The following is a 24,425-nucleotide window of genomic DNA, read 5'->3' as shown; positions in this document are numbered from 1 at the left end:
AACAAGAGCATTGAATGAAATTCATCGACGAAGCAAAAATCGAAGTCGCCGCAGGCAAAGGCGGTAATGGCGCAACCAGTTTCCGCCGCGAAAAATTCGTACCGCGCGGCGGCCCGGACGGCGGCGACGGCGGCAAAGGCGGCAGCGTCTGGGCAGAAGCCGACGAAAATACCAACACCCTCGTCGAATACCGCTTCGTCAAACGTTACCAAGCCAAAAACGGCGAAAAAGGCCACGGTTCCGACCGTTACGGCGCAGGTGCGGACGACATCGTCCTCAAAATGCCCGTCGGCACCCTCATCCGCGACCTCGACACCGACGAAATCGTTGCCGACCTCACTTATCACGGCCAGCGTGTCTGCCTTGCCAAAGGCGGCAAAGGCGGCTTGGGCAACATCCACTTCAAGTCCTCCGTCAACCGCGCGCCCAAACAGTCCACGCCCGGAGAAGAAGGAGAAACCCGTTCTCTACAACTCGAACTCAAAGTCCTCGCCGATGTCGGCTTGTTAGGCATGCCCAATGCCGGTAAATCCACCCTGATTACCGCCGTATCTGCCGCACGTCCCAAAATCGCCAACTACCCCTTCACCACACTACACCCGAATTTAGGCGTCGTGCGCATCGACGAAAACCACAGCTTCGTCATGGCCGACATCCCCGGCCTGATTGAAGGCGCAGCAGAAGGCGCAGGCCTCGGCCACCGCTTCCTCAAACACTTATCGCGTACCGGCCTGCTGCTGCACGTCGTCGATTTAGCCCCCTTCGACGAAACCGTCAATCCCGCCGAAGAAGCCCTTGCCATCATCAACGAACTGCGCAAATACGATGAAGAACTCTACGACAAACCGCGCTGGCTGGTACTGAACAAACTCGACATGCTTGACGAAGAAGAAGCCCAAACGCGCACTGCCGCCTTCCTCGAAGCCATCGGCTGGGATTACCCCAAACCAGACGACCGTTTCCAATTCGACATGGAAACCCCGCGCCTCTTCCAAATCAGCGCACTGACCCACCAAGGCACACAAGACCTCGTGCGCCAAATCGGGTTGTATCTGAACGAGAAAAAACGCTTGGAAGCCGAAGCGGCTGCCGTGGAAAAAGCCGCCGCGCAAGCGGAAATTGCCGATATGCGGCTGAAAACGGATACCGGCGTGTTTAAGGCGGAGTAGATTTGATAGGTTTAAATAAATGAATGCAGCTCAAATAGATGCGATTCGATTGGAAGTAAATAACAGATTAAATCAGTCTTCTAAATTAAAATTTGCTCAGTTTATGACGCCCTCTATCATTGCTGATTTTATGGCAGGACTTTTTACGCCTAGTCAAAGTAAAATTTCCCGTTTATTAGATTGTGGTGCTGGTATCGGTTCATTAGCTTTAGCAGTAGATAGAAAAAAGATTGGTATTAGTCATACTGATTTTTGGGAAATTGACCCAGTTATGGCTCATGAATTGGAAAAAAATGTCCGTTTTGCTTCATTCACTAGTGATATTCATATTTCTGACTTTATTGAAGACGCTGTTAATAATATACATCGATATCGATATACTCATGCAATTCTGAACCCACCTTATAAAAAATTAAACAGTCGGTCAAAACATCGAAAATTACTTAATAGTATTGGACTTGAGACCGTTAATTTATATAGTGCATTTTTAGGGCTAACCATTCTTCAAATGCAATATTTAGGGCAAATTGTCGCTATTATCCCTCGTTCTTTTTGTAATGGTGCTTATTATAAAAATTTTAGGAAATTTATTTTGCAGCATTGCGCAATCGAACATATTCATATTTTTGAAAGCCGAAAAAAAGTTTTTCACGATGACTGCGTTTTACAAGAAAACATTATTATTAAATTGATAAAAGGAAAAAAACAAGAATCTGTTGTTGTATCCTCTTGTAAAGATAGTGAATTTAATGGATATTCTTCTAATATTTTTCCATTTTCTCAAATTGTAACAGAGGGAGACTCTGAAAATTTCATCCGAATTCCTAACCAAAGTTCAATTAATATTCCACGTGCTTTTAAATATAATTTAACTGATATTGGTTTACAAGCCAGCACCGGTCCAATTGTCGATTTCAGAATAAAATCTCTACTGGAGCAGAATATCAACAATGAAAATATTCCTTTGTTCTATCCACATCATTTTTCAAAAGACGGTCTTATTCACCCAAGACAGCATAAAAAACCTAATGCGATAAAATACACAAAAGATTCTGAAAAATATCTACTGCCTAATGACGGTTGGTATGTAATAGTAAAACGATTTTCTGCGAAAGAAGAAAATAAAAGAATCAATGCTTTTATAATCAATCCTGAAAAGATTCAGCATTCTTTTATTGGGTTAGAAAATCATTTAAATTTTTTTCATATAAACAAACATGGATTTGATGAATTTTTAGCAAAAGGATTAATCTGTTTTTTAAATTCAACTTGGCTAGATAAATATTTCAGAGAGTTTTCTGGCCATACTCAAATCAATATAACTGATTTAAAAAATTTACCTTACCCATCTTTGGATATTTTAAGAAGTTGGGGTAAAAAATATCATTCCGATATGTCTTCCGAAGAAATAAACACTTTTATACAGCAATATGTTTGAAAAATCATCTCACTCTAAAATTGACCAAGCTCTCCAGATATTAGAGCTCTTAAACATGCCTAGAGCACAACAGAATGAACGGACTGCTTTATGCTTATTATGCCTAGCAGGCATAACACCTGATTCTGATTGGGAAAGGGCATTTAATCCATTAGTTGGTATTACACCAATTATGCAGTGGTGCCTGACCCATTATGGCAAAGAATACGCCCCCAATACACGAGAAACATTCAGGCGACAATCTATGCACCAATTCGTTGAAGCAGGTATCTGTTTATATAATCCTGATGAACCCACACGCGCAGTTAACAGCCCCAAAGCAGTATATCAATTGGAATCAAATTTTTTAGCTGTTTTAAAAACTTTTGGCACCTCCAATTTCGAAAGCGAGTTACAAAAATATCTTGAAACACGTCCATCTTTAGTACAAAAGTATGCACTCGAGCGTGCAATGGTACAAATCCCATTAAAACTACCAAATGAACAAACCTTTATGCTATCCGCAGGAAAGCACTCCCAATTAATCAAAGATATTATTGAAATTTTTGGTGCACAATTTGTACCAAACGGCTTATTAGTTTACGTTGGCGATACAGGAAGTAAACATGGCTTCCTTGATACAAAAACTTTTTCTAAATTAGGAATATCCTTAGATAATCATGGTAAATTACCAGATGTTGTTATTTACGATGACACAAGAAATTGGTTGGTTTGCATAGAATCTGTTACTAGTCACGGTCCAGTTGATTCAAAAAGATATTTTGAATTGAAAACATTATTTTCCCAATCTTCAGCCGGATTAGTTTTCATCTCAGCTTTTCCCGACAAAAAAACCTATACACGTTTTAGCAACGAAATTGCTTGGGAAACAGATGTATGGATTGCAGATAACCCCAGCCATATGATTCACTTTAATGGAACACGTTTTTTGGGTCCTTATGACCAATAACATTAATATAATTATTTTATCCATGAAGATTACGCCATGCTAACCATCTACAACACCCTTACCCGCCAAAAAGAACCCTTTGCCCCCATCGACCCTAAAAACGTGCGTATGTACGTTTGCGGTATGACCGTTTACGACTATTGCCACTTGGGCCATGCCCGCGTGATGGTTGTGTTCGACATGATTGCCCGTTGGCTGCGCGAGTGCGGTTATCCGCTCACTTATGTGCGCAACATTACCGACATCGACGACAAAATCATCGCGCGCGCGGCTGAAAACGGCGAAACCATCGGCGAACTGACCGCGCGTTTCATTCAGGCGATGCACGAAGATGCCGATGCTCTGGGCGTATTGCGTCCCGACATCGAGCCGAAAGCGACGGAAAACATTCCGCAAATGATTGCCATGATTGAAACCCTGATTCAAAACGGCAAGGCATATCCTGCTGCAAACGGCGACGTTTATTACGCCGTGCGCGAGTTTGCCGCTTACGGCCAATTATCGGGCAAATCGTTGGACGACCTGCGCGCGGGCGAACGCGTGGAAGTGGACGGTTTCAAACGCGATCCGCTTGATTTTGTGTTGTGGAAAGCGGCGAAAGCAGGCGAGCCGGCGTGGGAAAGCCCTTGGGGCAACGGCCGTCCGGGTTGGCACATCGAATGTTCCGCGATGAGCGAAAACCTGTTCGGCGATAATTTCGATATCCACGGCGGCGGCGCGGACTTGCAGTTCCCGCACCATGAAAACGAAATCGCCCAAAGTGTCGGCGCAAGCGGTCATACCTGCGGACATGACCACGCGCAAACCCACCACGGGCAAAGCATCGCCAGCCACGTCAAATACTGGCTGCACAACGGCTTCATCCGTGTGGACGGCGAAAAAATGTCCAAATCGTTGGGCAACTTTTTCACCATCCGCGAAGTGTTGAAACAATACGACCCCGAAGTCGTGCGCTTCTTCATCCTGCGCGCCCACTACCGCAGCCCGCTGAATTACTCCGACGCGCATCTGGACGACGCAAAAGGCGCGCTGACCCGTCTGTACACCACCTTGAAAAACACGCCGACGGCCGCGTTCGAATTGTCCGAAAATGCCAACGGCTACACCCGCCGCTTCTACGCCGCCATGAACGACGATTTCGGTACGGTCGAAGCGGTTGCCGTGTTGTTTGAGCTGGCAGGAGAAGTGAACAAAACCAATGATGCACACCTCGCCGGCTGCCTGAAAGCCTTGGGCGGCATCATCGGCCTGCTGCAACGCGATCCGACCGAGTTCCTGCAAGGCGGCGCGGTTTCAGACGGCCTCTCCAACGAAGAAATCGAAGACTTAATCGCCCGCCGCAAACAGGCGCGCGCGGATAAAAACTGGGCAGAGTCCGACCGCATCCGCGATCTTTTAAACGAACACAAAATCATTTTGGAAGACAACGCCGGCGGCACGACTTGGCGGCGCGGTTGAACTGTATCGGAAAGGGCAAAAGTAATAAACATGGAAGATATTATTAATAATATTAAAATCAGATTAAAAGATCTTGGATTTAACCCGGAAGACTTTCTGGAAATAAAAAAATATCTAATATTATCAATAATAAGCAAAATAATTTTAATAGATGGATTTATAGTTTGCATAGAGTACTCTATGAAATTGGATTAAATGATAAAGAATTGGATGACTTATTAAATAAATTACTAGATTATGGAGAATAAGATAAGAGGTGTTTTTGTGAAAAGTACCGCCTTTTGCCCTTTTCCGTTTTCAGACGGCATTTCCCGCTTGAAGCCCCACCGTTTTCAGCAGGCAGGGTTGAATGGGAAATGCCGGGCGGCGCACCAGGTGCCGCTTTGTGTATGGGAACATTGTGAGAACTTATTTTTATTATGCTTAAAATCATTTCCGCCAACGTCAACGGCATCCGCTCCGCTTATAAAAAGGGATTTTACGAATACATCGTCGCATCGGGCGCGGACATTGTCTGCGTACAGGAACTCAAAGCGCAGGAAGCAGATTTGTCTGCCGATATGAAAAATCCGCACGGGATGCACGGCCATTGGCATTGCGCCGAGAAGCGCGGTTACAGTGGTGTGGCGGTGTACAGCAAACGCAAACCCGACAATGTGCAAATCGGTATGGGCATTGAAGAATTCGACAGGGAAGGGCGGTTTGTGCGTTGCGATTTCGGCAGGTTGAGCGTTATTTCGCTTTATTTGCCCAGCGGCAGCAGCGCGGAAGAACGCCAGCAGGTGAAATACCGTTTCCTCGATGTGTTTTACCCTATGCTCGAAGCGATGAAAAACGAAGGGCGCGACATCGTCGTCTGCGGCGACTGGAACATCGCCCACCAAAACATCGACCTGAAAAACTGGAAAGGCAACCAGAAAAATTCAGGCTTCCTGCCCGAAGAGCGCGAGTGGATGGGCAAGGTTATCCATACGCTGGGCTGGACGGATATGTGGCGCACGCTCTATCCCGATGTGCCGGGCTACACTTGGTGGAGCAACCGCGGACAGGCGTATGCGAAAGATGTCGGGTGGCGCATCGATTATCAGATGGTTACGCCCGAACTTGCCGCCAAAGCCGTGTCCGCACACGTTTATAAAGACGAAAAATTTTCCGACCATGCGCCGCTGGTCGTGGAGTATGACTATGCTGCCGAATAAAGTTTTGGGTAAATATGATTGGAATGTGGACGGAAAAACAGGAATAGGCGCGGCATGGGTCGTGGCGGCATTTGTGCTGCCTATGTCGGTGTGGGCGGTGTTTATGCTGGCGCGGATGCAGGGCTGGCTTGCGCCGACCAAGGCAAACCTGATATGGGCGTTGGTGTGGCTGCTGATTTGCCTCCCCTGCCTGCTGATTGCGGCCAAATGTTTGGGTTGGAAAGGCTGGCGGCTGTTGGCAAACGTTCTTGCCTGCCTCGCCGTGTGCGCCATATTGAGCGTACCCGCTTCGCTGCTCATCGCCTTTACCCTCCGGGACCTGCTGAAATAGGCGGGGCGGTATGCAGGGTTTTGAACTCGAAGATTTGACGCTTTGGCTGATACGCGATGCCGGAGAGGATCAGATGTGGATAGACCGTTGGGCGGTCAGTTATCCCGTCGTGCAGATGTCCGAAGCATCCGCAAACAGCAGCACGGAAGCGTGGCAAACCGCGCTTCAGACGGCATTCGAACGGATACAGGGCAGGCATATCGCCGTTGTCGCACACGGAGCGGGCGCGGCCGCATTCTTGGCGTGGCTGTATCGGGCAGACATCCTGACCCGGAAGAAAATTGCCAACATCATCCTTGTACCGCAGCGTCTCGATATTTTCTCCGATGATGCGGAACACACTTTCCAACGCGTCCGCTGTCCCTGCCGTGCCGCATTGGTGGTGTCCGAACACGGCGGCGTGCCGCACGGTTGGGCGCAAAAACAGGCGGATTTGTGGAACGCGCGCCTGTTGGTTTCCCCGCATTCGGGCAGTTTGAACGGTATGCTCGGCGGCTGGCAGTGGGGTATGAAGCTGATGCAGGAAATGTTGCTGGCGTGAACGCTTGCCTTATCGGAATTTCGTCCAATTGGGGTTGCAAGGAAAATGCCGTCTGAAACAGGTTTCAGACGGCATTTCCATTCAAACAGGGCTTACAGGCTGCCCAACACGATACGCAGCACGCGGCGCAGAGGTTCGGCCGCGCCCCACAAAAGTTGGTCGCCGACGGTGAACGCGCTGATGTATTCGCCGCCCATGCCCAGTTTGCGGATGCGTCCGACGGGGACGGACAGCGTGCCGGTAACTTTGGCGGGGGTCAGCTCGTGGATGCTGGCTTCTTTTTCGTTGGGGATGACTTTCACCCAGTCGTTCGCGCCTGCCAAAATCGTTTCGATTTCGGAAACGGGCAGGTCTTTTTTCAGCTTCAGGGTAAGGGCTTGGCTGTGGCAGCGCATAGAGCCGATGCGGACGCACAAGCCGTCGATTACGGTCGGATTGTCGCTGCGTCCGAGGATTTTGTTGGTTTCCGCGCCGCCCTTCCATTCTTCTTTGGACTGGCCGTTGCCCAAGTCCACGTCAATCCACGGAATCAGGCTGCCGGCGAGCGGTACGCCGAAGTTGGCTTTCGGATAGTCTTCGCTGCGGAGGAAATCGGACACTTTGCGGTCGATGTCAAGAATCGCGCTGGAAGGATCGGCAAGCTCGTCCGCCACTTGGGCGTGAATCGCGCCCATGCCGCTGATGAGTTCGCGCATATTTTTCGCACCCGCGCCGGAAGCGGCTTGGTAGGTCATGCTGGTTGCCCATTCGACCAAATCGTTTTGGAACAGGCCGCCCAAAGCCATCAGCATCAGGGAAACGGTACAGTTGCCGCCGATGTAGTTTTTCACGCCGTTTTTGAGGCCGTTGTCGATGACGTTGCGGTTGACAGGGTCGAGGACGATAATCGCGTCGTCTTTCATACGCAGTGAGGATGCCGCGTCAATCCAGTAGCCGTTCCAGCCGCTGTCGCGCAGGGCTTGGAATACGGATTTGGTGTAATCGCCGCCTTGGCAGGTAACGATGATGTCCATTTTTGCCAGCTCGGCAACGTTGTTCGCGTCCAATAATGTTTTAGCCGCCTGACCGAAATCAGGGGCTGCGCCGCCGACGTTGGAAGTGGTAAAGAAAAACGCTTCGGGAATGTGGGCGAAGTCGTTTTCTTCTTTCATACGCTGCATCAAAACCGAACCGACCATACCGCGCCAGCCGACGAAACCTACTTTCATTGTGTTGCTCCTTGAGGAAAAATCGTTAATAAAATTATGTATGGCGTAAAGGGAGCGTTTTAACGCCGTCTTAAGAAAATGTAAAGTTCTTTATCGGGATTTCTTTAAATATTGGCGTTTTCGGTGTCAGAACGGTAGAATCGGGGTCAGTTAAGAACCATTATCAGGAAGAGACATGGAAGAAAGAAACAACTATATCGGTGTGGCCGGTGTCGGCAGGTCTGACATTCAGGAAATCGAGGTAACGGTTGCCGGTGCCGGAGACCGGATACTTGCGGCCCTGCTGAACCAATTGTTTACCTTTTTGATTCTGCTGATTCCGTTTGTCGGACTGATTGTCTTCGCCATCAAGAATGAAGGCAGAATCGTCGGCAGTGAGGAAATAGTCGGACTGCTTTTGGGCACAACTTCCTTTTGGGTAGGACTGGCGGGCATTTTGGTTTATACCGTCGTTCAAATCTACTATATGAGCCGGGACGGGCAGTCATTGGGTAAGAAAATCATGAGAATCCGCGTGTTGAAAACCGACGGCCGCAATCCGGGCTTTGTCGGTACGGTTTTGGTACGCGAAATCGCATGGTCGGTTTTGGTTGCCATTATTGCCGCCGTTATCGGTCTTGCAGTAGGTGATAACGGAGAAAACGCTATCAACCTGCTGGCATTTCTTGCCAACTTTGTCCTGCTCTTTATGGTCAAACGCGACCGCCGCACGCTTTACGACATACTGGCGGATACGGTTGTCGTCAAGCTGCCCAAATAAACGGACACGGCAAAATGCCGTCTGAAAGCCTTTCAGACGGCATTTTTATCTTCAGAACCGCTCAAGTATCGTGCAGCGAAGCTGCGTGCAAAGTGTTTTCCATTAATGTGGCGATCGTCATCGGACCCACGCCGCCGGGAACGGGCGTAATCATCGCCGCCCGTTCTTTTGCCGTTTCAAATTCCACGTCGCCGCACAGGCTGCCGTCGTCCAAACGGTTGATGCCCACATCAATAACGACCGCGCCGGGTTTGATCCACCCGCCTTTGACAAAGTTCGGAATGCCCACGCCGACCACCAAAATATCGGCCCCGGCAACTTCATCGGCAAGATTTTCGGTCGCACTGTGGCAGATTGTTACCGTTGCACGCGCCAGCAGCAGTTCCAAAGCCTGCGGACGGCCGACGATATTCGACGCGCCGACCACGACCGCTTTTTTCCCCTTCGGATCAATGCCGTAAGCTTCCAAAAGCGTCATCACGCCCTTGGGCGTACACGGGCGCATCAGCGGCATTTTGACCGCCAGCCTGCCGACATTGTAAGGATGGAAGCCGTCCACGTCCTTATCCGGCGAAATACGTTCCAAAACCGCCTGGCTGTCGAGGTGCTTCGGCAGGGGCAGCTGAACCAGAATACCGTCCACTTCGGAATCGGCGTTCAGGCGGTTGACCAGTGCCAACAGTTCTTCCTGCGATGTTGATTCGGGCAGCTCGTAAGATAGCGACTTGATGCCGCATTTTTGGCAGGCGGTTTTCTTGTTGCGGACATAAACCGCGCTGGCTGGGTCGCCTCCGACCAAAACCACGGCCAGGCAAGGCGTGTGCAGATTGTCCTGTTGGCGTTGCGCCACCGCTTCGGCAACCGCCTGCAGGCGTTTTTGCGAAACTTCTTTACCGTTGATCAGTTGTGCCGACATATCCGTCCTTTTGTTAAACAGGTAGAAAATGCTGAAAATTATCGCATTTTCCGTTTGTTTTTACAGCAGGATGCCGAAAATAAATTTGTCCTGAAATAAAATACGGCTGTTTGGACGGATTAAATATTTTTTCAAATCAAAAAACTATATTTTTCATCTTGGTGTTTTGAAAATAAATGTTGACGCATCTTTCCCTGAACTGTATAGTTCGCTTCTTCAAGTCGGGGCGTAGCGCAGCCCGGTTAGCGCATCTGCTTTGGGAGCAGAGGGTCGTGAGTTCGAATCCCACCGCCCCGACCAATCAATCAGCACGAATCGGCATGAGCGCCCGTAGCTCAACCGGATAGAGCACCGACCTTCTAAGTCGGGGGTTACAGGTTCGATTCCTGTCGGGCGTGCCAAGAATTTGATTGAAAACCGTTTTTATGGTGGCTGTAGCTCAGTTGGTAGAAGCCCCGGATTGTGATTCCGGTTGTCGTGGGTTCGAGCCCCATCAGCCACCCCAGATAAAGGCCCGTACTTTTCGGTACGGGTCTTTTTCCGTTTGCACGTACTGTCCGCACCGTCGTACCGGTGCGGCGGTATGCCATCTGAAAGCTGGGCCGGTCATACGGAAACCGCTTCAGACGGCATTTGCGCCTTCGGCTTTGCCTTTCGCATATGCTTCTGTATCATGTGGGTTTTTCTGTCTTTTATGGTTTTTGTCGGAGGCTTTGATGGTTGACGCTTGGTCTGTCCCTGATTTTGAATCGAAAATCTGTCCGCCCGAGGCGTTGGTGGCGCGTTTGGCGTTGTTGCCGCGCCCGCTGGTGTTTACCAACGGCTGTTTCGACATCCTCCACAGGGGGCACGTTACTTATCTGGCGCAGGCGCGTTCGGCAGGGGCGGCGTTGGTGCTGGCGTTGAATACCGATGCTTCGGTGCGGCGTTTGGGCAAGGGCGGCGACCGCCCGATTAATCCTTTGGAGAACCGTGCCGCCGTTGCCGCCGCGTTGGAAAGTGTGGATTTGGTTACTTGGTTTGACGAGGATACGCCGGCGGCTTTGATTGAGGCGGTGAAGCCGGAGGTGTTGGTCAAGGGCGGCGATTGGGCTGCGGATAAGATTGTCGGCGCGGCGGAAACGCTGGCGCGCGGCGGTCAGGTGTTTTCAATTCCGTTTCTGCACCAGACTTCGACAACGAAGACTTTGGCAAAAATCCGTGCGGCAGAGGGCGGGAAATGACGGTTTTGAAGCCTTCGCACTGGCGGGTGTTGGCGGAGCTTGCCGACGGTTTGCCGCAACACGTCTCGCAACTGGCGCGTGTGGCGGACATGAAGCCGCAGCAGCTCAACGGTTTTTGGCAGCAGATGCCGGCGCACATACGCGGGCTGTTGCGCCAACATGACGGCTATTGGCGGCTGGTGCGCCCCTTGGCGGTTTTCGATGCCGAAGGTTTGCGCGCGTTGGGGGAGAGGTCGGGTTTTCAGACGGCATTGAAGCACGAGTGCGCGTCCAGCAACGACGAGATACTGGAATTGGCGCGGATTGCGCCGGACAAGGCGCACAAAACCATATGTGTGACCCACCTGCAAAGTAAGGGTAGGGGGCGGCAGGGGCGGAAGTGGTCGCACCGTTTGGGCGAGTGTCTGATGTTCAGTTTTGGCTGGGTGTTTGACCAGCCGCAGTATGAGTTGGGTTCGCTGTCGCCTGTTGCGGCAGTGGCGTGCCGGCGCGCCTTGTCGCGTTTGGGTTTGAAAACGCAAATCAAGTGGCCAAACGATTTGGTCGTCGGACGCGACAAATTGGGCGGCATTCTGATTGAAACGGTCAGGACGGGCGGCAAAACGGTTGCCGTGGTCGGTATCGGCATCAATTTCGTGCTGCCCAAGGAAGTGGAAAACGCCGCTTCCGTGCAATCGCTGTTTCAGACGGCATCGCGGCGGGGAAATGCCGATGCCGCCGTGTTGCTGGAAACATTGCTTGCGGAACTGGACGCGGTGTTGTTGCAATATGCGCGGGACGGATTTGCGCCTTTTGTGGCGGAATATCAGGCTGCCAACCGCGACCATGGCAAGGCGGTATTGCTGTTGCGCGACGGCGAAACCGTGTTCGAAGGCACGGTTAAAGGCGTGGACGGACAAGGCGTTTTGCACTTGGAAACGGCAGAGGGCGAACAGACGGTCGTCAGCGGCGAAATCAGCCTGCGGCCCGACGACAGGCCGGTTTCCGTGTCGAAGCGGCGGGATTCGGAACGTTTTCTGCTGTTGGATGGCGGCAACAGCCGGCTCAAGTGGGCTTGGGTGGAAAACGGCACGTTTGCAACCGTCGGCAGCTCGCCGTACCGCGATTTGTCGCCTTTGGGCGCGGAGTGGGCGGAAAAGGCGGATGGAAATGTCCGCATCGTCGGTTGCGCCGTGTGCGGAGAACTTAAAAAAGCGCAGGTTCAGGAACAAATCGCCCGCCCCATCGAATGGCTGCCTTCCGCCCATCAGGCTTTGGGCATACGCAACCACTACCGCCACCTCGAAGAACACGGTTCCGACCGCTGGTTCAACGCCTTGGGCAGCCGCCGCTTCAGCCGCAACGCCTGCGTCGTCGTCAGTTGCGGCACGGCGGTAACGGTTGACGCGCTTACCGATGACGGACATTATCTCGGCGGAACCATTATGCCCGGTTTCCACCTGATGAAAGAATCGCTCGCTGTCCGAACCGCCAACCTCAACCGCCCCGCCGGCAAGCGTTACCCTTTCCCGACCACCACAAGCAATGCCATCGCAAGCGGTATGATGGACGCGGTTTGCGGTTCGGTTATGATGATGCACTGCCGTCTGAAAGAAAAAAACGGCGCGGACAAGCCTGTCGATGTCATCATTACCGGCGGCGGCGCGGCGAAAGTCGCAGAAGCCCTGCCGCCTGCATTTTTGGCGGAAAATACCGTGCGCGTGGCGGACAACCTCGTCATCCACGGGCTGCTGAACCTGATTGCCGCCGAAGGCGGGGAATCGGAATACGCTTAGAAAATATGCCCTTTTTCAACACGGGGCGGCATCCGTCCGAATCCATCCGGATTCTGCCGCCCGACAGACTGCCGCCCGGGCGGGCGGGGTTTCAAACATTGAGGAAATTCTAATGAAATGGCTCTTCACCCTTTTGGCGGTACTCAATATTGCCGTATTCGGCGGCACGGTGGGCTATAAATTGGCCGTTAAAGCGACGGGCGGCGTGCCGGAAAACCGGGCCGTCGAAAACACGCCCCCCACAACGCCCGCCGCCGGCAATGCGGCGGCATCCGTGGAGGATACGGTGGCACTGCTCAAACCGGGCGACATCCTGACCGAAGAGCAGGCCGAGCAGTTGCGCTTGAAAAAGGAAGCGGAACAGAAAAAACTGAGGGAGAAAAAACAGCGTGAAGAAAAAGCCCGCCGCGAAAAACTCGCCGCCGAAAAGGCGCAGGCGGAACGCGAAAACGGAGCAGCAGATGCCTTATGCGCCGCGCAGGCAAGCCTCACGATGGACGAAGACGACTACCACCGCATCAAAGGGCTTTTGGGCAAATGGTCGCACGTTGCCAGCAGGAGCGTTGAAAAACGTACCGCCAAAGCCAAACCTGCCGACAAAACCTATCGCGTCGTCCTGCCCGTTTCCGCCGATGCCGAAAATCAGGCGGCGGAGCTGTCTGCCAAAGGTTTCAACCCCATACCGTTTGACGGCGCATTGAGCCTGGGTGTCGGCAGCAGCCGGGAAAACGCCCAAGCCCTGCAAAACCGGCTTGCCGGCGCAGGATTCGGCGGGGCGCATATTGTTGAACGCGCTGCGGAAACCGGCCGGCAGGACGATTCTTTGAGCGTGTCGCGTATGACGGTTTTGTTTACCGGCGTGAATGCCGCCGATGCGGACGAAATCCGTAAAATCACGTCCCCATACGGCAAACTGAACCTCAAGTCTTGCAAATAGGCGCGAAAGCCGGACAATAAATGCCAAACCCACCGCGAAGGTGGGTTTGGCATTTCGGTTTTGAGTATCTGATATATAAAAAGGGAATGTATGTCTCGTATATGCCGACTCCAAGTGTGAAAGTGAATGATGAGGGAATACAGTGTTTAATGGTTCGGAATTGACGACTTCCGAGTGGTTTTAATTATACGCTAATAATAATAATTATCAATAAAAATTTAAAAATAAATGTGGATTTTTTGTAATGCGATGAAAAATAAACAAATTAAACTATTTGCCGATGTTTGTGATTCGGGTCGGCAAACTTTCATTGTGCCGGACAAATCGGGGTCGGCAGGCATAGCTGAGGGCTTCGTGCCTGACGGAAATAAGGTTGCCCGTGTTTGAACATCCGTCCGATTTGGCGCGGACAGGGTTGTCATTCGGGGGTGTTTGAGCGTGGATTCGGGGATGCAAAAGCGGTGAAACCGTTGCGGATGAAGGCTTACGGATGGCTTTAGGTATTTTTAAATGTATTCAAACAACAACAAAACGCTTCTTCTGTTGCTGTACTTGGGGCTTGCGCGGCAGCCTGCGCACCGTGGAGGCCGGGTGTTTCGTTGGTTGCGGTGTCGGGGCGGGCGGCAAGGTTTTCCGGCTGGTTTCCCTATTCCTCACGACAAAGCCGTGATGCCGGGGAATGGCGGTTTGTCCGTTTCAGGCTGCCGCCGTTTTGAGCCGCGATGCCGTCTGAAGCCTTCAGACGGCATTTTTGCCGCCTTTTTCAATATTCCGCCGAATGCCAAAATGGCTGCCCCACGGTCGGCGTACTGGCTTGCGCTTTGGTGCGCGCCTCGATCGGTTCGGCTTCAAATGCCAGCCGTCCGGATTCGACGGCGAGTGCGAAGGCGCGCGCCATATTGACCGGATCGCCGCTGCGGGAAACGGCGGTGTTCAAAAGCACGCCGTCAAAGCCCCATTCCATCACTTGCGCCGCCTGTGAGGGCAAACCCAAGCCCGCGTCGATAATCAGCGGCGTGTCGGGCAGGCGTTCGCGCAGGACTTTGAGCGCATAGGCGTGAACCGCGCCCAAACCCGTGCCGATCGGAGCCGCCCACGGCATCAACGCCTGACAGCCCGCGTCGAGCAGGCGGCGGCAGGCAATCAGGTCTTCGGTGCAATAAGGCAGCACTTTGAAGCCGTCTTGAATCAGGATTTCCGCCGCTTCGACAAGTTGGAACACGTCGGGTTGCAAGGTGTCGTCGTCGCCGATGAGTTCGAGCTTAATCCAATCGGTTTCAAACACTTCGCGCGCCATCTGCGCCGTCGTAACCGCTTCCTGCACGCTTTGGCAGCCTGCTGTGTTCGGCAGCATCGGGATACCGCTTTCTTCCAATAGCGACCAAAACCCCTGACCGTGTGCCTCCCCACCGCTTCCCGCGCGGCGCAGCGAGACGGTAATCATCGCAGGCTGGGCGGTTTGGATGGATTGTTTGAGGATTTCGGGGGTCGGGTAGGCAGCCGTACCGAGCAGCAGCCGTGAAGGGAAAGTTTCTCCGTATAGGGTGAGCATGATGGGTTCCTTGGTATGGTTGTCGGGTGCGATGCCGTCTGAAAGCCAGCGGCGTGCCTTTGGGGTTTCAGACGGCATTCAGCCGCCGACCACCGGCCGCACGATGTCGACTTTGTCGTTTTCGTTTAAAACCGTTTCCGCATACGCGCCTTTGGCGACAAATCCGGTATTCACCGCCACAGCAAAGGGCTGTTGCGGCGCGGTTTGGGCGATGAGGTCGGCAATGGTCGTGCCGTGAAGTTCGGCGGGTTCGCCGTTTAAGATGATGTTCATGGTTTCTCGATATTTCGGTGTTTATAGAGGTTTTCAGACGACCTTTGTAAATGTTGGGTTGCAAGCGAACCTGCAACATTTGCGTCCATTAATATTTTTATGTTCAATTATTTATTATTTTTCTATTTCAATCCCATTAATATAGGCAAATTTAATCATAGTATCTCCAACAAATTCACATATGTCTAATGAAATGCTTTCCTTTGGTAATTCATTCAAAGAATTATAAAAACCAATATACTTTTTTCTTAATTTGTCTTTTTTGATTATTTTATTAAAATACTGCTGCGCCTTAGCTTTTCCGCTAAAATAATAGATGTAATACAATAAATTATAGTCATTCATATCCTCATTTATAATTTTTTCAATATTAGTTTCTGTGTCCTCAAAATCGTCAAATAACGGTATTATATGCTCCCTTATGAGTTTGCTAACATCCTCTACCGTATATTTATAGCTTGCTCCTGCTAACTGCCACCAAGTCCAAGGTTTTCTATTTATCAAACTCCCCAACTCTCCGCCATATATAAAACCATTATTGATATTTGCCTTTTTCATATCTTTTGAGTAAATGGCGATATGTGGAATAAATTGCACGCTACATTGATAATTGTGCCTATCAGCCTGAAAATAGATTTCAAATGTAATATCCCTGTTTTTAGATACTCTCTTTAATTTCTGCCCTTTAGAAATTATCTTAAAATCAGGAAATTTACTTGCTATTTCTTGCCATGCTTTTTCACATAACTCTCTTGGTTTCATTGTTATCAAATTGCTCCTTATGTATCTTTTTAAAATTTTAAAATATGACAAAAATGAATAAAATAAAAAATAAATTCCTCTGTAAATATATTATCTGGTACGTCTGGTTTTAGACTTTATTATTTTCAGACGACCTTATTCATTCCACAAAGCCTGAAACGCTTTAACCACGGCTTCGGGATTTGTCGCTTCGGTAACGGCACGGACGACGGCGAGTGAGGAAACGCCGGTTGCCAATACCTCTTCAGCATTGTTCAAATCGATGCCGCCAATGGCGACGACGGGCGTGCCGCCTGCCTGTTTCACATATTCGCGCAGTTTGTCCAAGCCTTGCGGGGCGGTGGGCATTTGCTTGGTCGTGGTCGGGAAAATCGCGCCGCTGGCGACGTAGCTAGGGTGTACGGACAGGGCGCGGTCGAGTTCGGCGACGGAGTGCGTACTCAAACCCAAGCGCAAACCGGCGGCGGCGATGGCGGCAAGGTCGGCGGTGTCCATGTCTTCTTGTCCGAGATGTACGCCGTACGCGCCTGCTTCTATCGCTTCGCGCCAGTGGTCATTGATGAAAAGCTGCGTACGGCTGCCCTGACAGGCGGCGACGCAGCGGGCGATTTCACGTTTCAATTCATCGCCGTGCAGGGTCTTGCAGCGCAGTTGCACCGTGTCGGCACCTGCTTTGACCATGCGCCCCACCCAATCGGCGGTGGGAACGACGGCGTAGAATTTAAGCGGAGATTTGAGTGGTGGGAAGGTCATGGGGTGTCCTTTTAAGTTATCGCTGATGGCGTTCCTGCAGGCGTTCGGTATGCGCCCGCAGTTTTTCGCCGTCGGCTTGGTATTCGTTTGAAGACAGCACGGCAGTTGCCGCTTCTATTTCCTGCGGCAGCAATAAGGTCGTCTGAAAATGTCTGATATAGGATGCTGCCTGTCTGATACGGCAGACATTCGGCGGCATTTGCGTTTTCAGTTCACAATCGCCGAGGAAAACCACCATCGAATGAAATTTTTCTTCCGGCAGTTGCAGCAGTTCGGATAATGCCTTGATGTGTGCGTAATTCTGGCGCAACGGATTTTGAAAGTAGTGTTTCTGCTTATAGACGACTTGTGTCCATTTCGATTGCTTCTCGCTGCCGAAAATCCAACCTGTGTAATTCTTGGTTTCTATGACAAATATCCCAAAAGCCGAAACATAGATATGGTCGATTTGCGTCGTGCCGCTGCGGGACGGAATAATCAAATCGTGAAATTCGATATAGGTTTCCTCATCCAAATCTTTTCCGATTACTGAACGGACTGCCCGTTCGCCTATGCGTCCTTTCACTTTGGGGGTTTGGAGCAGCGCTTTCAAAAGAAGCAGGGGAATGACGAGCAGGAAAATCCAAAAGATACCTGACAGGTTTCCTATTGCTTGTTCAATCATGACGTTTTCCTTTTTGTTTTATTGTTTAATGAAAGTGAGCCCGGTATAGCCATCTGATGAGGTCGTCTGAAACTCATTTCCTGCGTTTCAACAAGGCTTTTGCTTCGGGATAATCTTTCAAGCGAAACGGGTTGTCGTTCCAAGAGCCGCTTTTCTGTCTTTCGGGCTGCTCGGCAAGTGTGCTGCGGATATCATGGCACAGGTAGGTTTCCAGTGGTTGCGGCGTGTCGTCTCCGACAGGTAAAACATAGAGCCGTTTGCCGTCCGCGCCGGCAAGAAAGCGTTCGCCTTCAACGGTGTTGCCTTTGCCGTCAAACAGGACGATTTCGTAATACGGATAGCCTTGCATGGGCTGCGACACGATTTCAAAGCGGTAGGCAGCGCGTTCTTCGGCAGTTTTGTATGGCGAATGGCGAACTGCTTCCAGTCCGACAATCAGGTTTTTGTAGCGGTTGATGCGTTGCAGAATATCGCGTTCGGCGGCGGTGTAGGCAAACGGGTGCGGATAAAATTTGCTGTTTCGTTCGATGTCGGAAGCGGTGCGGCGAGTGTCGCTGGGGGCAACGGTATTGCCGCGCGCGTCCATCATGCCCCAAGTGCCACCCTGTACGGTAGTGTGTTCTTCGTCCACGCGAACTTCTCGGCAGTCGTCGCAAAATGCAGCATAGCCATATTCAAACTGTCCTGCCCAATCGTGTTGGGCTGGAGTGACCAAGTTGCCCGCGCGGTCGGCAAAACCGACCTTGCCGTCTTTTGAAACATAGCGGCGTTTGCCTTCCGAAAAAATAGTCTGCCGCCGCGTCGTACATCATCGGTTGATGTAAAAACTTGCCCTGCCGCGAATGCAGGAAAAACGGCGAATAGGCAACTTTGCCCCGAATTTCTCGGCTGCTGTCCAGAAACAGTAACTCGCCATCGGCAGTTTCACCATGTTCGCACATAAATTCGCAGTTGTATTGCGCAGGGACGATAATTTTGCCGCTTGTGGTTTTTGCGCCGAATTTGCCGTTTTGTTCGAAATAAATAATTTTTTCGGCAGAACGCGGTTTCAGGTTGTTTGAAAACTTGGGTGCGGCAAGGGCGGCGGAGTGGGCGAGTAAGAGCGCGGGCAGTAAATACAGGGATTTCAGATTCATTGGAAACCTTGCTGATATTAAGTAGATTGAGACGATGCGACGTTGGCGCGCCTTGTCGTATTATATTCATACAGGCTGGTGTCGGGGTGTGCCGCTTTGCTGTAAAACCTATGCCGCGACGTTTTCAGACAACCTCAAACTTATTTTTCAATATACGCCAAACCGCTTTCTTCATCACGTTCGGGTGCATCTTTTCCGTCAAACAGTGCCACTGCCAATCTGACGGCGGCGGCGGTTACGGCGGGGGAAATCATAAAGCCGTGGCGGAACAGGCCGTTGATTTCAATCAGGCGTCGGGTGCGGCTGTAACGGATTTCGGGGTTGTGGTGATTGAGCGTGGGACGCAGGCCGGTAGCGATTTCGAGGATGTCGGCTTCGCCGAAGGCAGGATGGACGGCATAAAGCGCGGATAAAAGTTCCAGCCCGGAACGCACGCCGGCGGGGGCTTGGCTTTCGCTTTCGATTTGGGTCGCGCCGACGACGAAAATGTGATTTTCTTTTGGGGCAATGTAGAGCGGGTAACGTGGGTGCAGCAGGCGCACGGGGCGGTTGAGCGTGATTTCGGGTGTGTAAACCCGCGCCACTTCGCCGCGTATGCCGCGCAGGGTGCTGGTGTGTTCGGCAGAAGCATTCCAAGCGGTTTTTGCGCCGTAGCCGCGGCAGTCGATCAGCCAGTCGTATTGGGCTTGCAGGTCTTCGGGGGCGCATTCGTGTTCCCAATGGCAAGGGACGTTCAGCCTGTCCAAAGCATCGGCAAGTGCAGACAATATTTGCCGCCCGTCGAGCTGTCCTTCGGTCGGCAGGTAAATGCCGTCTGAAAAACGTCCGCCGAGTTGCGGTTCGCGTTTGGCGATGTCGTCGGCGCGCCAACGGACGATTTCGTCATCCGCTACGCCGCCGCGTTTGAGATGGCGGACGAACTCGTTGGATAAAGGTTTGTCCTGCCCGTGCCACACAATCAGGCTGCCGTTTTCCTGCATCATCGTGTGCGTGTTCAGAAGGCATCGGATGCCGCGCCAAAGCGGGATGCTCTGCCTGCCCAGTCTGATGACTTCGGGCGTTGCCTCGACCGCTTCCGCCGCAGGCGCGAGCATGGCGGCGGCAACATAGGCGGCGGCGTGTTCGCCTTGGCGCGTTCCTTTGTCGAAAAGTGCAATCTGGTAACCTTGTTCTGCAAGCTGCAATGTGGTCAGCCTTCCGGAAAGGCCGCCGCCGAGGACGGCGATACGGGTCATGACGGGTTCCTTTGCAGGTATCGCGATTTGTCGGAAAAAAGGCGTGCCGCTGCTGCGGCGGGTGAGGGTTGTTGTGAGGCATTGCCCGACATATCAAGTCCTTAAAAAACATGAAAACGGGGCGGGGAAGTGCGGAAAAGGGAACGGAGGCCCGAAAGGGCGGGGAGGTTTTGTTTCCTACGCAGGCATTACCCCGACAGGTTCTACGGATTCTGCTTTCGCAATCTCAGCCGCCCGGCGATGGGCGGCACTCCGACAAGAAGGCTTTAAGTTTACACAAAGCAACGTGCGTTGGCAAAATTCTTACATTTTCGGCGGCACGGCGCATTTCTATAGTGGATTAACAAAAATCAGGACAAGGCGACGAAGCCGCAGACAGTACAAATAGTACGGCAAGGCGAGGCAACACCGTACTGGTTTTTGTTAATCCACTATATAACAAATGCCGTATAATCAAGCCCCTGATTTTTTTTATGCGCCGACACTATGCATCCGACCTATTCCGCCGTACAGGCGCGGCTGCTCGAAGCCAACCGCCTTTCCCCCGAACTGCTCGCCAAAAGCCTGTGCATCATCGGCGCGCACCACGTCGATTATGCCGACATCTACTGCCAGCGCACCGCCTATGAAAGCTGGCATTTGGAAGAGGGCATCGTCAAATCGGGCAGCTTCCAAATCGATCAGGGCGTGGGCGTGCGCGCCGTTTCGGGCGATAAAACTGCTTTTGCCTACGCCGACAGCCTGTGTATCGATTCGATCAACCGCTCTGCCAAAGCAGTTCGCGTGATTGGTGCGACCGGTGGCGAGGCCAGCGTCAAAGTGCCGACACCTGCCTACGGCAAGCCTGTCCACATGGCGATGGATCCTATTGCCAGCCTTGATTCCGCTGCCAAAGTCGCGTTGTTGAACAAAGTCGAAATGCTGGCCAAAGCCGCCGATCCGCGTATCGTGCAAGTGATGGCCGGTTTGACCTGCGAATACGATATGGTGTACATCGCCCGTTTGGACGGTAAACACGCCGCGGATATTCGTCCGATGGTGCGCCTGAACGTTACCGTCATCGCCAAACAGGGCGAACGCCGCGAACAGGGCAGCGCGGGCGGCGGCGGACGCTATGACTTGGCTTATTTCGATGAAACTTTGGTACGGCAGTTTGTCGATTCCGCCGTCAAACAAGCCCTGATTAATCTCGAATCCCGTCCTGCGCCTGCCGGTGAGATGACCGTCGTTTTGGGCAACGGCTGGCCTGGCGTGTTGCTGCACGAAGCGGTCGGACATGGTTTGGAAGGCGATTTCAACCGCAAAGAAACCAGCGTTTTCTCCGGCCGAATCGGCGAGCGCGTGGCCGCCAAAGGCGTTACCGTTGTGGATCAAGGCGATATTGCCGACAGACGCGGCTCGCTCAATATCGACGACGAAGGCAACGAAACCCGCCGCACCGTATTGATTGAAGACGGTATTTTGGTCGGCTATATGCAGGACGAAACCAACGCCCGCCTGATGGACACGCAATCGACCGGCAACGGCCGCCGCGAAAGTTACGCCTCCGTCCCGATGCCGCGCATGACCAACACCTTTATGGAAAACGGCGCCTACGAACCCGACGAAATCATCGCGTCCATCGACAAAGGCATTTACGCCGTCAACTTCGGCGGCGGACAGGTAGACATTACCAGCGGCAAATTTGTGTTCAGCGCGTCCGAAGCGTGGTGGGTGGAAGGCGGCAGGCTGCAATACCCCGTCAAAGGCGCGACTATTATCGGCAACGGCCCCGAAGTGCTGAAACACGTTTCGATGATAGGCAACGATACCGCGCTCGACAGCGGTGTCGGCGTGTGCGGCAAAGAAGGGCAGAGCGTCCCTGTCGGCGTGGGGCAGCCGACCTTGCGGATTGATGCCGGACTGACTGTCGGCGGTAGCGAAATCTGACGCGGAATCCGGCACGATGCCGTCTGAAAGGTTTTCAGACGGCATCGCCTTATTCTTTTTTCCGATGTTTGATATTCCCAAGCATTCTTTAACATTATCTTGCAAGTTCATTAAAATACCGCCTTTCGTTAAGCTGATTTCTGATTCTGATGAACTGGCCTTATTTAATCGATGCCGTACCCAAATTCGCCGATGCGGCAAAGCTGACGCTGGAATTGTCCGTTTACGGCGTTGTTTTGTCGTTGCTGTTCGGCCTGCCTGTCGCCGTGGTAACGGCATACCGCATCCGTCCCTTCTACGCATTGGCGCGCGCCTATATTGAGCTGTCGCGCAATACGCCCCTGCTGATTCAGCTATTTTTCCTGTATTACGGCCTGCCGAAAATGGGCATCAAATGGGACGGTTTCACCTGCGGCGTAATCGCACTGGTTTTCTTGGGCGCAAGCTATATGGCGGAAGCCGTCCGCGCCGGCATCCTCGCCGTGCCAAAAGGGCAGGTCGAAGCGGGCAAGGCAATCGGTTTGAGCCGCTTTCAAGTGTTCCGCTATGTCGAATTGCCTCAGGCTTGGGCGGTCGCCGTTCCTGCTATTGGTGCAAACGTATTGTTTTTAATGAAAGAAACATCCGTTATTAGCGCGGTCGGTATTGCGGAATTGCTGTTCGTTACCAAAGATGTGATTGGTATGGACTACAAAACCAACGAGGCTTTGTTTTTGTTGTTTGCCGCTTATCTGATTATCCTGCTGCCTGTTTCTTTGTTGGCGCGGCGATTGGAAAACCGCATACGGGGTGCGAAATATGGCGTTTGAATGGCTGTTTGAAGGGCAAAACGCGACACGCTTGGGCGAAGGCCTGTTGCTAACGGCGCAGATTTCCCTGACCTCCGTTGCCGCCTCCTGCGTATTGGGTACGCTGTTCGGCTTGGTTTTGCGTTCGCGCAACCGGCTCATCCGCTTTATCGGACGGTTTTATCTCGAAACCATCCGAATCGTGCCGATTTTGGTGTGGCTGTTCGGCCTGTATTTTGGACTGTCCGCTTGGACGGGCATCCACATCGGCGGATTTTGGGTCTGCGTCTGGGTATTTTCCCTGTGGGGCGTTGCCGAAATGGGCGACTTGGTGCGCGGCGCACTGGAATCGATTGAAAAACATCAGGTGGAATCGGGCTTGGCACTGGGTTTGAGCCTCCGCCAAGTGTTCCGATACATCGAATTGCCGCAAAGTGTCCGCCGCGCTTTGCCGGGGGCGGTTAATTTGTTTACGCGAATGATCAAAACCAGTTCGCTCGCCTCGCTTATCGGCGTGATCGAAGTGGTCAAAGTGGGGCAGCAAATTATTGAAAACTCGCTGCTGACGCAGCCCAATGCTTCATTTTGGGTTTATGGACTGATTTTTATGCTGTATTTCTTCTGTTGCTGGCCGCTGTCCCTGCTGGCGGCAAAGCTGGAACAAAAATGGGAACACTGATATGGCTTTACTGAGCATCCGCAAGCTGCACAAACAATACGGCGGCGTAACCGCCATCCAATCCTTAGACTTGGACTTGGAAAAAGGCGAAGTGATTGTGTTGTTGGGCCCGTCCGGCTGCGGCAAATCCACCCTCCTGCGCTGCGTCAACGGTTTGGAGCCGCACCAGGGCGGCAGCATCGTGATGGACGGCGTCGGCGAATTCGGCAAAGACGTTTCCTGGCAAACCGCCCGGCAAAAAGTCGGCATGGTTTTTCAAAGCTATGAACTGTTTGCCCACATGACCGTCATCGAAAACATCCTCTTAGGCCCGGTGAAAGTACAAAACCGCAACCGTGCCGAAGCAGAGGCACAAGCTGACAAACTGTTGGAACGCGTCGGCCTGCTCGACCGCAAAAACGCCTATCCGCGCGAACTCTCCGGCGGTCAGAAACAGCGCATCGCCATTGTCCGCGCCCTGTGCCTGAATCCGGAAGTCATCCTGCTGGACGAAATCACCGCCGCACTCGACCCCGAAATGGTGCGCGAAGTCTTGGAAGTGGTTTTGGAACTCGCCCGCGAAGGGATGAGTATGCTCATCGTAACCCACGAAATGGGGTTCGCCCGCAAAGTTGCCGACCGCATCGTCTTTATGGACAAAGGCGGCATAGTCGAATCGTCCGACTCCGAAACCTTCTTCTCCGCCCCAAAAAGCGAACGCGCCCGCCAATTTCTGGCAGGTATGGACTACTGATTTACCGCAAACCGTCC

25 protein-coding genes, 3 tRNA genes and 1 riboswitch are annotated in these 24,425 nt (G+C 52.1%); of the genes, 18 read left to right on the top strand and 10 right to left on the bottom strand.

The features are described 5' to 3' along the window. Nucleotides 1-14: 14 nt before the first annotated feature. The 7 genes from obgE to Q9J79_RS05875 all read left to right on the top strand — a co-directional run bounded on the left by obgE (nucleotide 15) and on the right by Q9J79_RS05875 (nucleotide 7,085). A complete protein-coding gene (gene obgE, locus Q9J79_RS05905) occupies nucleotides 15-1,169 on the top strand; it encodes a GTPase ObgE (protein WP_301912198.1) in 1,155 nt (384 codons plus the stop codon). A gap of 19 nt (nucleotides 1,170-1,188) precedes the next feature. Further along, nucleotides 1,189-2,607, top strand: coding sequence for an Eco57I restriction-modification methylase domain-containing protein (locus tag Q9J79_RS05900; protein ID WP_301912197.1), 1,419 nt, complete (start codon nucleotides 1,189-1,191; stop codon nucleotides 2,605-2,607). Next, complete coding sequence (locus tag Q9J79_RS05895; protein WP_301818181.1) at nucleotides 2,600-3,556, top strand: BsuBI/PstI family type II restriction endonuclease; 957 nt, start codon at nucleotides 2,600-2,602, stop codon at nucleotides 3,554-3,556. Before Q9J79_RS05900 ends, Q9J79_RS05895 begins: the two co-directional genes overlap by 8 nt. A 36-nt stretch (nucleotides 3,557-3,592) precedes the next feature. Beyond that, nucleotides 3,593-5,014 (top strand): cysteine--tRNA ligase, encoded by a 1,422-nt coding sequence (gene cysS, locus Q9J79_RS05890; protein ID WP_301912196.1) that lies wholly within the window; start codon nucleotides 3,593-3,595, stop codon nucleotides 5,012-5,014. A gap of 419 nt (nucleotides 5,015-5,433) precedes the next feature. After that, nucleotides 5,434-6,213: an exodeoxyribonuclease III gene (locus tag Q9J79_RS05885; protein WP_301912195.1), complete on the top strand. Its 780-nt coding sequence runs from the start codon at nucleotides 5,434-5,436 to the stop codon at nucleotides 6,211-6,213. Continuing rightward, a complete protein-coding gene (locus Q9J79_RS05880; RefSeq protein ID WP_301912193.1) occupies nucleotides 6,200-6,544 on the top strand; it encodes a hypothetical protein in 345 nt (114 codons plus the stop codon). Before Q9J79_RS05885 ends, Q9J79_RS05880 begins: the two co-directional genes overlap by 14 nt. Before the next feature lie 10 nt (nucleotides 6,545-6,554). Next, nucleotides 6,555-7,085, top strand: coding sequence for an alpha/beta hydrolase (locus tag Q9J79_RS05875; RefSeq protein WP_301912192.1), 531 nt, complete (start codon nucleotides 6,555-6,557; stop codon nucleotides 7,083-7,085). Between the two features lie 92 nt (nucleotides 7,086-7,177). Here Q9J79_RS05875 and asd read toward each other — a convergent pair whose 3' ends face one another. Continuing rightward, entirely contained in the window at nucleotides 7,178-8,293 is a 1,116-nt protein-coding gene (gene asd / locus Q9J79_RS05870; protein ID WP_301912191.1) for an aspartate-semialdehyde dehydrogenase, read from the bottom strand. 175 nt (nucleotides 8,294-8,468) lie between these two features. Between asd and Q9J79_RS05865 the strand changes: the two genes are divergently transcribed. Continuing rightward, entirely contained in the window at nucleotides 8,469-9,053 is a 585-nt protein-coding gene (locus Q9J79_RS05865; protein ID WP_301912190.1) for an RDD family protein, read from the top strand. Between the two features lie 61 nt (nucleotides 9,054-9,114). Here the strand turns inward: Q9J79_RS05865 and folD are convergent, their stop codons facing one another. Next, nucleotides 9,115-9,969 carry a bifunctional methylenetetrahydrofolate dehydrogenase/methenyltetrahydrofolate cyclohydrolase FolD gene (gene folD / locus Q9J79_RS05860; RefSeq protein WP_301912189.1) on the bottom strand — a complete coding sequence of 285 codons (855 nt, stop codon included), beginning with the start codon at nucleotides 9,967-9,969 and terminating at the stop codon, nucleotides 9,115-9,117. Nucleotides 9,970-10,191: 222 nt separating this feature from the next. Here folD and Q9J79_RS05855 point away from each other — a divergent pair. The 6 genes from Q9J79_RS05855 to Q9J79_RS05830 all read left to right on the top strand — a co-directional run bounded on the left by Q9J79_RS05855 (nucleotide 10,192) and on the right by Q9J79_RS05830 (nucleotide 13,904). Next, a tRNA-Pro gene (locus Q9J79_RS05855) sits at nucleotides 10,192-10,269 on the top strand. Nucleotides 10,270-10,293: 24 nt separating this feature from the next. Then, a tRNA-Arg gene (locus Q9J79_RS05850) sits at nucleotides 10,294-10,370 on the top strand. 27 nt (nucleotides 10,371-10,397) lie between these two features. Next, nucleotides 10,398-10,474, top strand: a tRNA-His gene (locus Q9J79_RS05845). 211 nt (nucleotides 10,475-10,685) lie between these two features. After that, on the top strand, nucleotides 10,686-11,192 hold the full coding sequence (rfaE2, locus tag Q9J79_RS05840; RefSeq protein ID WP_118997405.1) for a D-glycero-beta-D-manno-heptose 1-phosphate adenylyltransferase: 507 nt from the start codon (nucleotides 10,686-10,688) through the stop codon (nucleotides 11,190-11,192). Then, nucleotides 11,189-12,967, top strand: a complete 1,779-nt coding sequence (locus Q9J79_RS05835; protein WP_301912188.1) for a bifunctional biotin--[acetyl-CoA-carboxylase] ligase/type III pantothenate kinase — start codon at nucleotides 11,189-11,191, stop codon at nucleotides 12,965-12,967. The genes rfaE2 and Q9J79_RS05835 overlap by 4 nt, the downstream gene beginning before the upstream one ends. Nucleotides 12,968-13,079: 112 nt before the next feature. Then, nucleotides 13,080-13,904, top strand: coding sequence for an SPOR domain-containing protein (locus Q9J79_RS05830; RefSeq protein ID WP_301912187.1), 825 nt, complete (start codon nucleotides 13,080-13,082; stop codon nucleotides 13,902-13,904). 763 nt (nucleotides 13,905-14,667) lie between these two features. Here the strand turns inward: Q9J79_RS05830 and Q9J79_RS05825 are convergent. From Q9J79_RS05825 to Q9J79_RS05790, 8 genes are all read right to left on the bottom strand, one after another. Further along, on the bottom strand, nucleotides 14,668-15,456 hold the full coding sequence (locus Q9J79_RS05825) for a thiazole synthase (RefSeq protein ID WP_301912211.1): 789 nt from the start codon (nucleotides 15,454-15,456) through the stop codon (nucleotides 14,668-14,670). Nucleotides 15,457-15,534: 78 nt separating this feature from the next. Next, on the bottom strand, nucleotides 15,535-15,729 hold the full coding sequence (thiS, locus tag Q9J79_RS05820) for a sulfur carrier protein ThiS (RefSeq protein ID WP_107863697.1): 195 nt from the start codon (nucleotides 15,727-15,729) through the stop codon (nucleotides 15,535-15,537). A 114-nt stretch (nucleotides 15,730-15,843) separates the two neighbouring features. Further along, a complete protein-coding gene (locus Q9J79_RS05815; RefSeq protein ID WP_025457468.1) occupies nucleotides 15,844-16,491 on the bottom strand; it encodes a DUF4304 domain-containing protein in 648 nt (215 codons plus the stop codon). A gap of 135 nt (nucleotides 16,492-16,626) precedes the next feature. Continuing rightward, nucleotides 16,627-17,244 (bottom strand): thiamine phosphate synthase, encoded by a 618-nt coding sequence (thiE, locus tag Q9J79_RS05810; RefSeq protein WP_301912186.1) that lies wholly within the window; start codon nucleotides 17,242-17,244, stop codon nucleotides 16,627-16,629. 16 nt (nucleotides 17,245-17,260) lie between these two features. After that, nucleotides 17,261-17,908 carry a nuclease-related domain-containing protein gene (locus tag Q9J79_RS05805; RefSeq protein WP_301912185.1) on the bottom strand — a complete coding sequence of 216 codons (648 nt, stop codon included), beginning with the start codon at nucleotides 17,906-17,908 and terminating at the stop codon, nucleotides 17,261-17,263. Between the two features lie 73 nt (nucleotides 17,909-17,981). Next, nucleotides 17,982-18,623: a hypothetical protein gene (locus Q9J79_RS05800; RefSeq protein WP_301912184.1), complete on the bottom strand. Its 642-nt coding sequence runs from the start codon at nucleotides 18,621-18,623 to the stop codon at nucleotides 17,982-17,984. Next, entirely contained in the window at nucleotides 18,583-19,044 is a 462-nt protein-coding gene (locus Q9J79_RS05795; protein WP_301912183.1) for a hypothetical protein, read from the bottom strand. The genes Q9J79_RS05800 and Q9J79_RS05795 overlap by 41 nt, the downstream gene beginning before the upstream one ends. Nucleotides 19,045-19,184: 140 nt before the next feature. Beyond that, entirely contained in the window at nucleotides 19,185-20,279 is a 1,095-nt protein-coding gene (locus Q9J79_RS05790) for an FAD-dependent oxidoreductase (RefSeq protein WP_301912182.1), read from the bottom strand. Nucleotides 20,280-20,436: 157 nt separating this feature from the next. Then, nucleotides 20,437-20,544: riboswitch (TPP riboswitch) on the bottom strand. A 221-nt stretch (nucleotides 20,545-20,765) separates the two neighbouring features. On the opposite strand from Q9J79_RS05790, the gene tldD reads away from it, so the two are divergent. The 4 genes from tldD (at nucleotide 20,766) to Q9J79_RS05770 (ending at nucleotide 24,408) form a co-directional block, all read left to right on the top strand. Beyond that, nucleotides 20,766-22,208: a metalloprotease TldD gene (gene tldD, locus Q9J79_RS05785; RefSeq protein WP_301912181.1), complete on the top strand. Its 1,443-nt coding sequence runs from the start codon at nucleotides 20,766-20,768 to the stop codon at nucleotides 22,206-22,208. A 149-nt stretch (nucleotides 22,209-22,357) separates the two neighbouring features. After that, complete coding sequence (locus Q9J79_RS05780) at nucleotides 22,358-23,017, top strand: amino acid ABC transporter permease (protein WP_301884414.1); 660 nt, start codon at nucleotides 22,358-22,360, stop codon at nucleotides 23,015-23,017. Continuing rightward, nucleotides 23,007-23,675 (top strand): amino acid ABC transporter permease, encoded by a 669-nt coding sequence (locus Q9J79_RS05775; protein WP_301912180.1) that lies wholly within the window; start codon nucleotides 23,007-23,009, stop codon nucleotides 23,673-23,675. The genes Q9J79_RS05780 and Q9J79_RS05775 overlap by 11 nt, the downstream gene beginning before the upstream one ends. Nucleotide 23,676: 1 nt before the next feature. Continuing rightward, nucleotides 23,677-24,408, top strand: a complete 732-nt coding sequence (locus Q9J79_RS05770) for an amino acid ABC transporter ATP-binding protein (protein WP_301912179.1) — start codon at nucleotides 23,677-23,679, stop codon at nucleotides 24,406-24,408. Nucleotides 24,409-24,425 lie beyond the last annotated feature (17 nt).

It is taken from the genome of Neisseria viridiae (genome assembly GCF_962747995.1).
GTDB lineage: Bacteria > Pseudomonadota > Gammaproteobacteria > Burkholderiales > Neisseriaceae > Neisseria > Neisseria viridiae.
The sequence above is the reverse complement of the archived record's forward strand: the minus strand, read 5'-3'. Positions and strand labels throughout refer to the sequence as shown.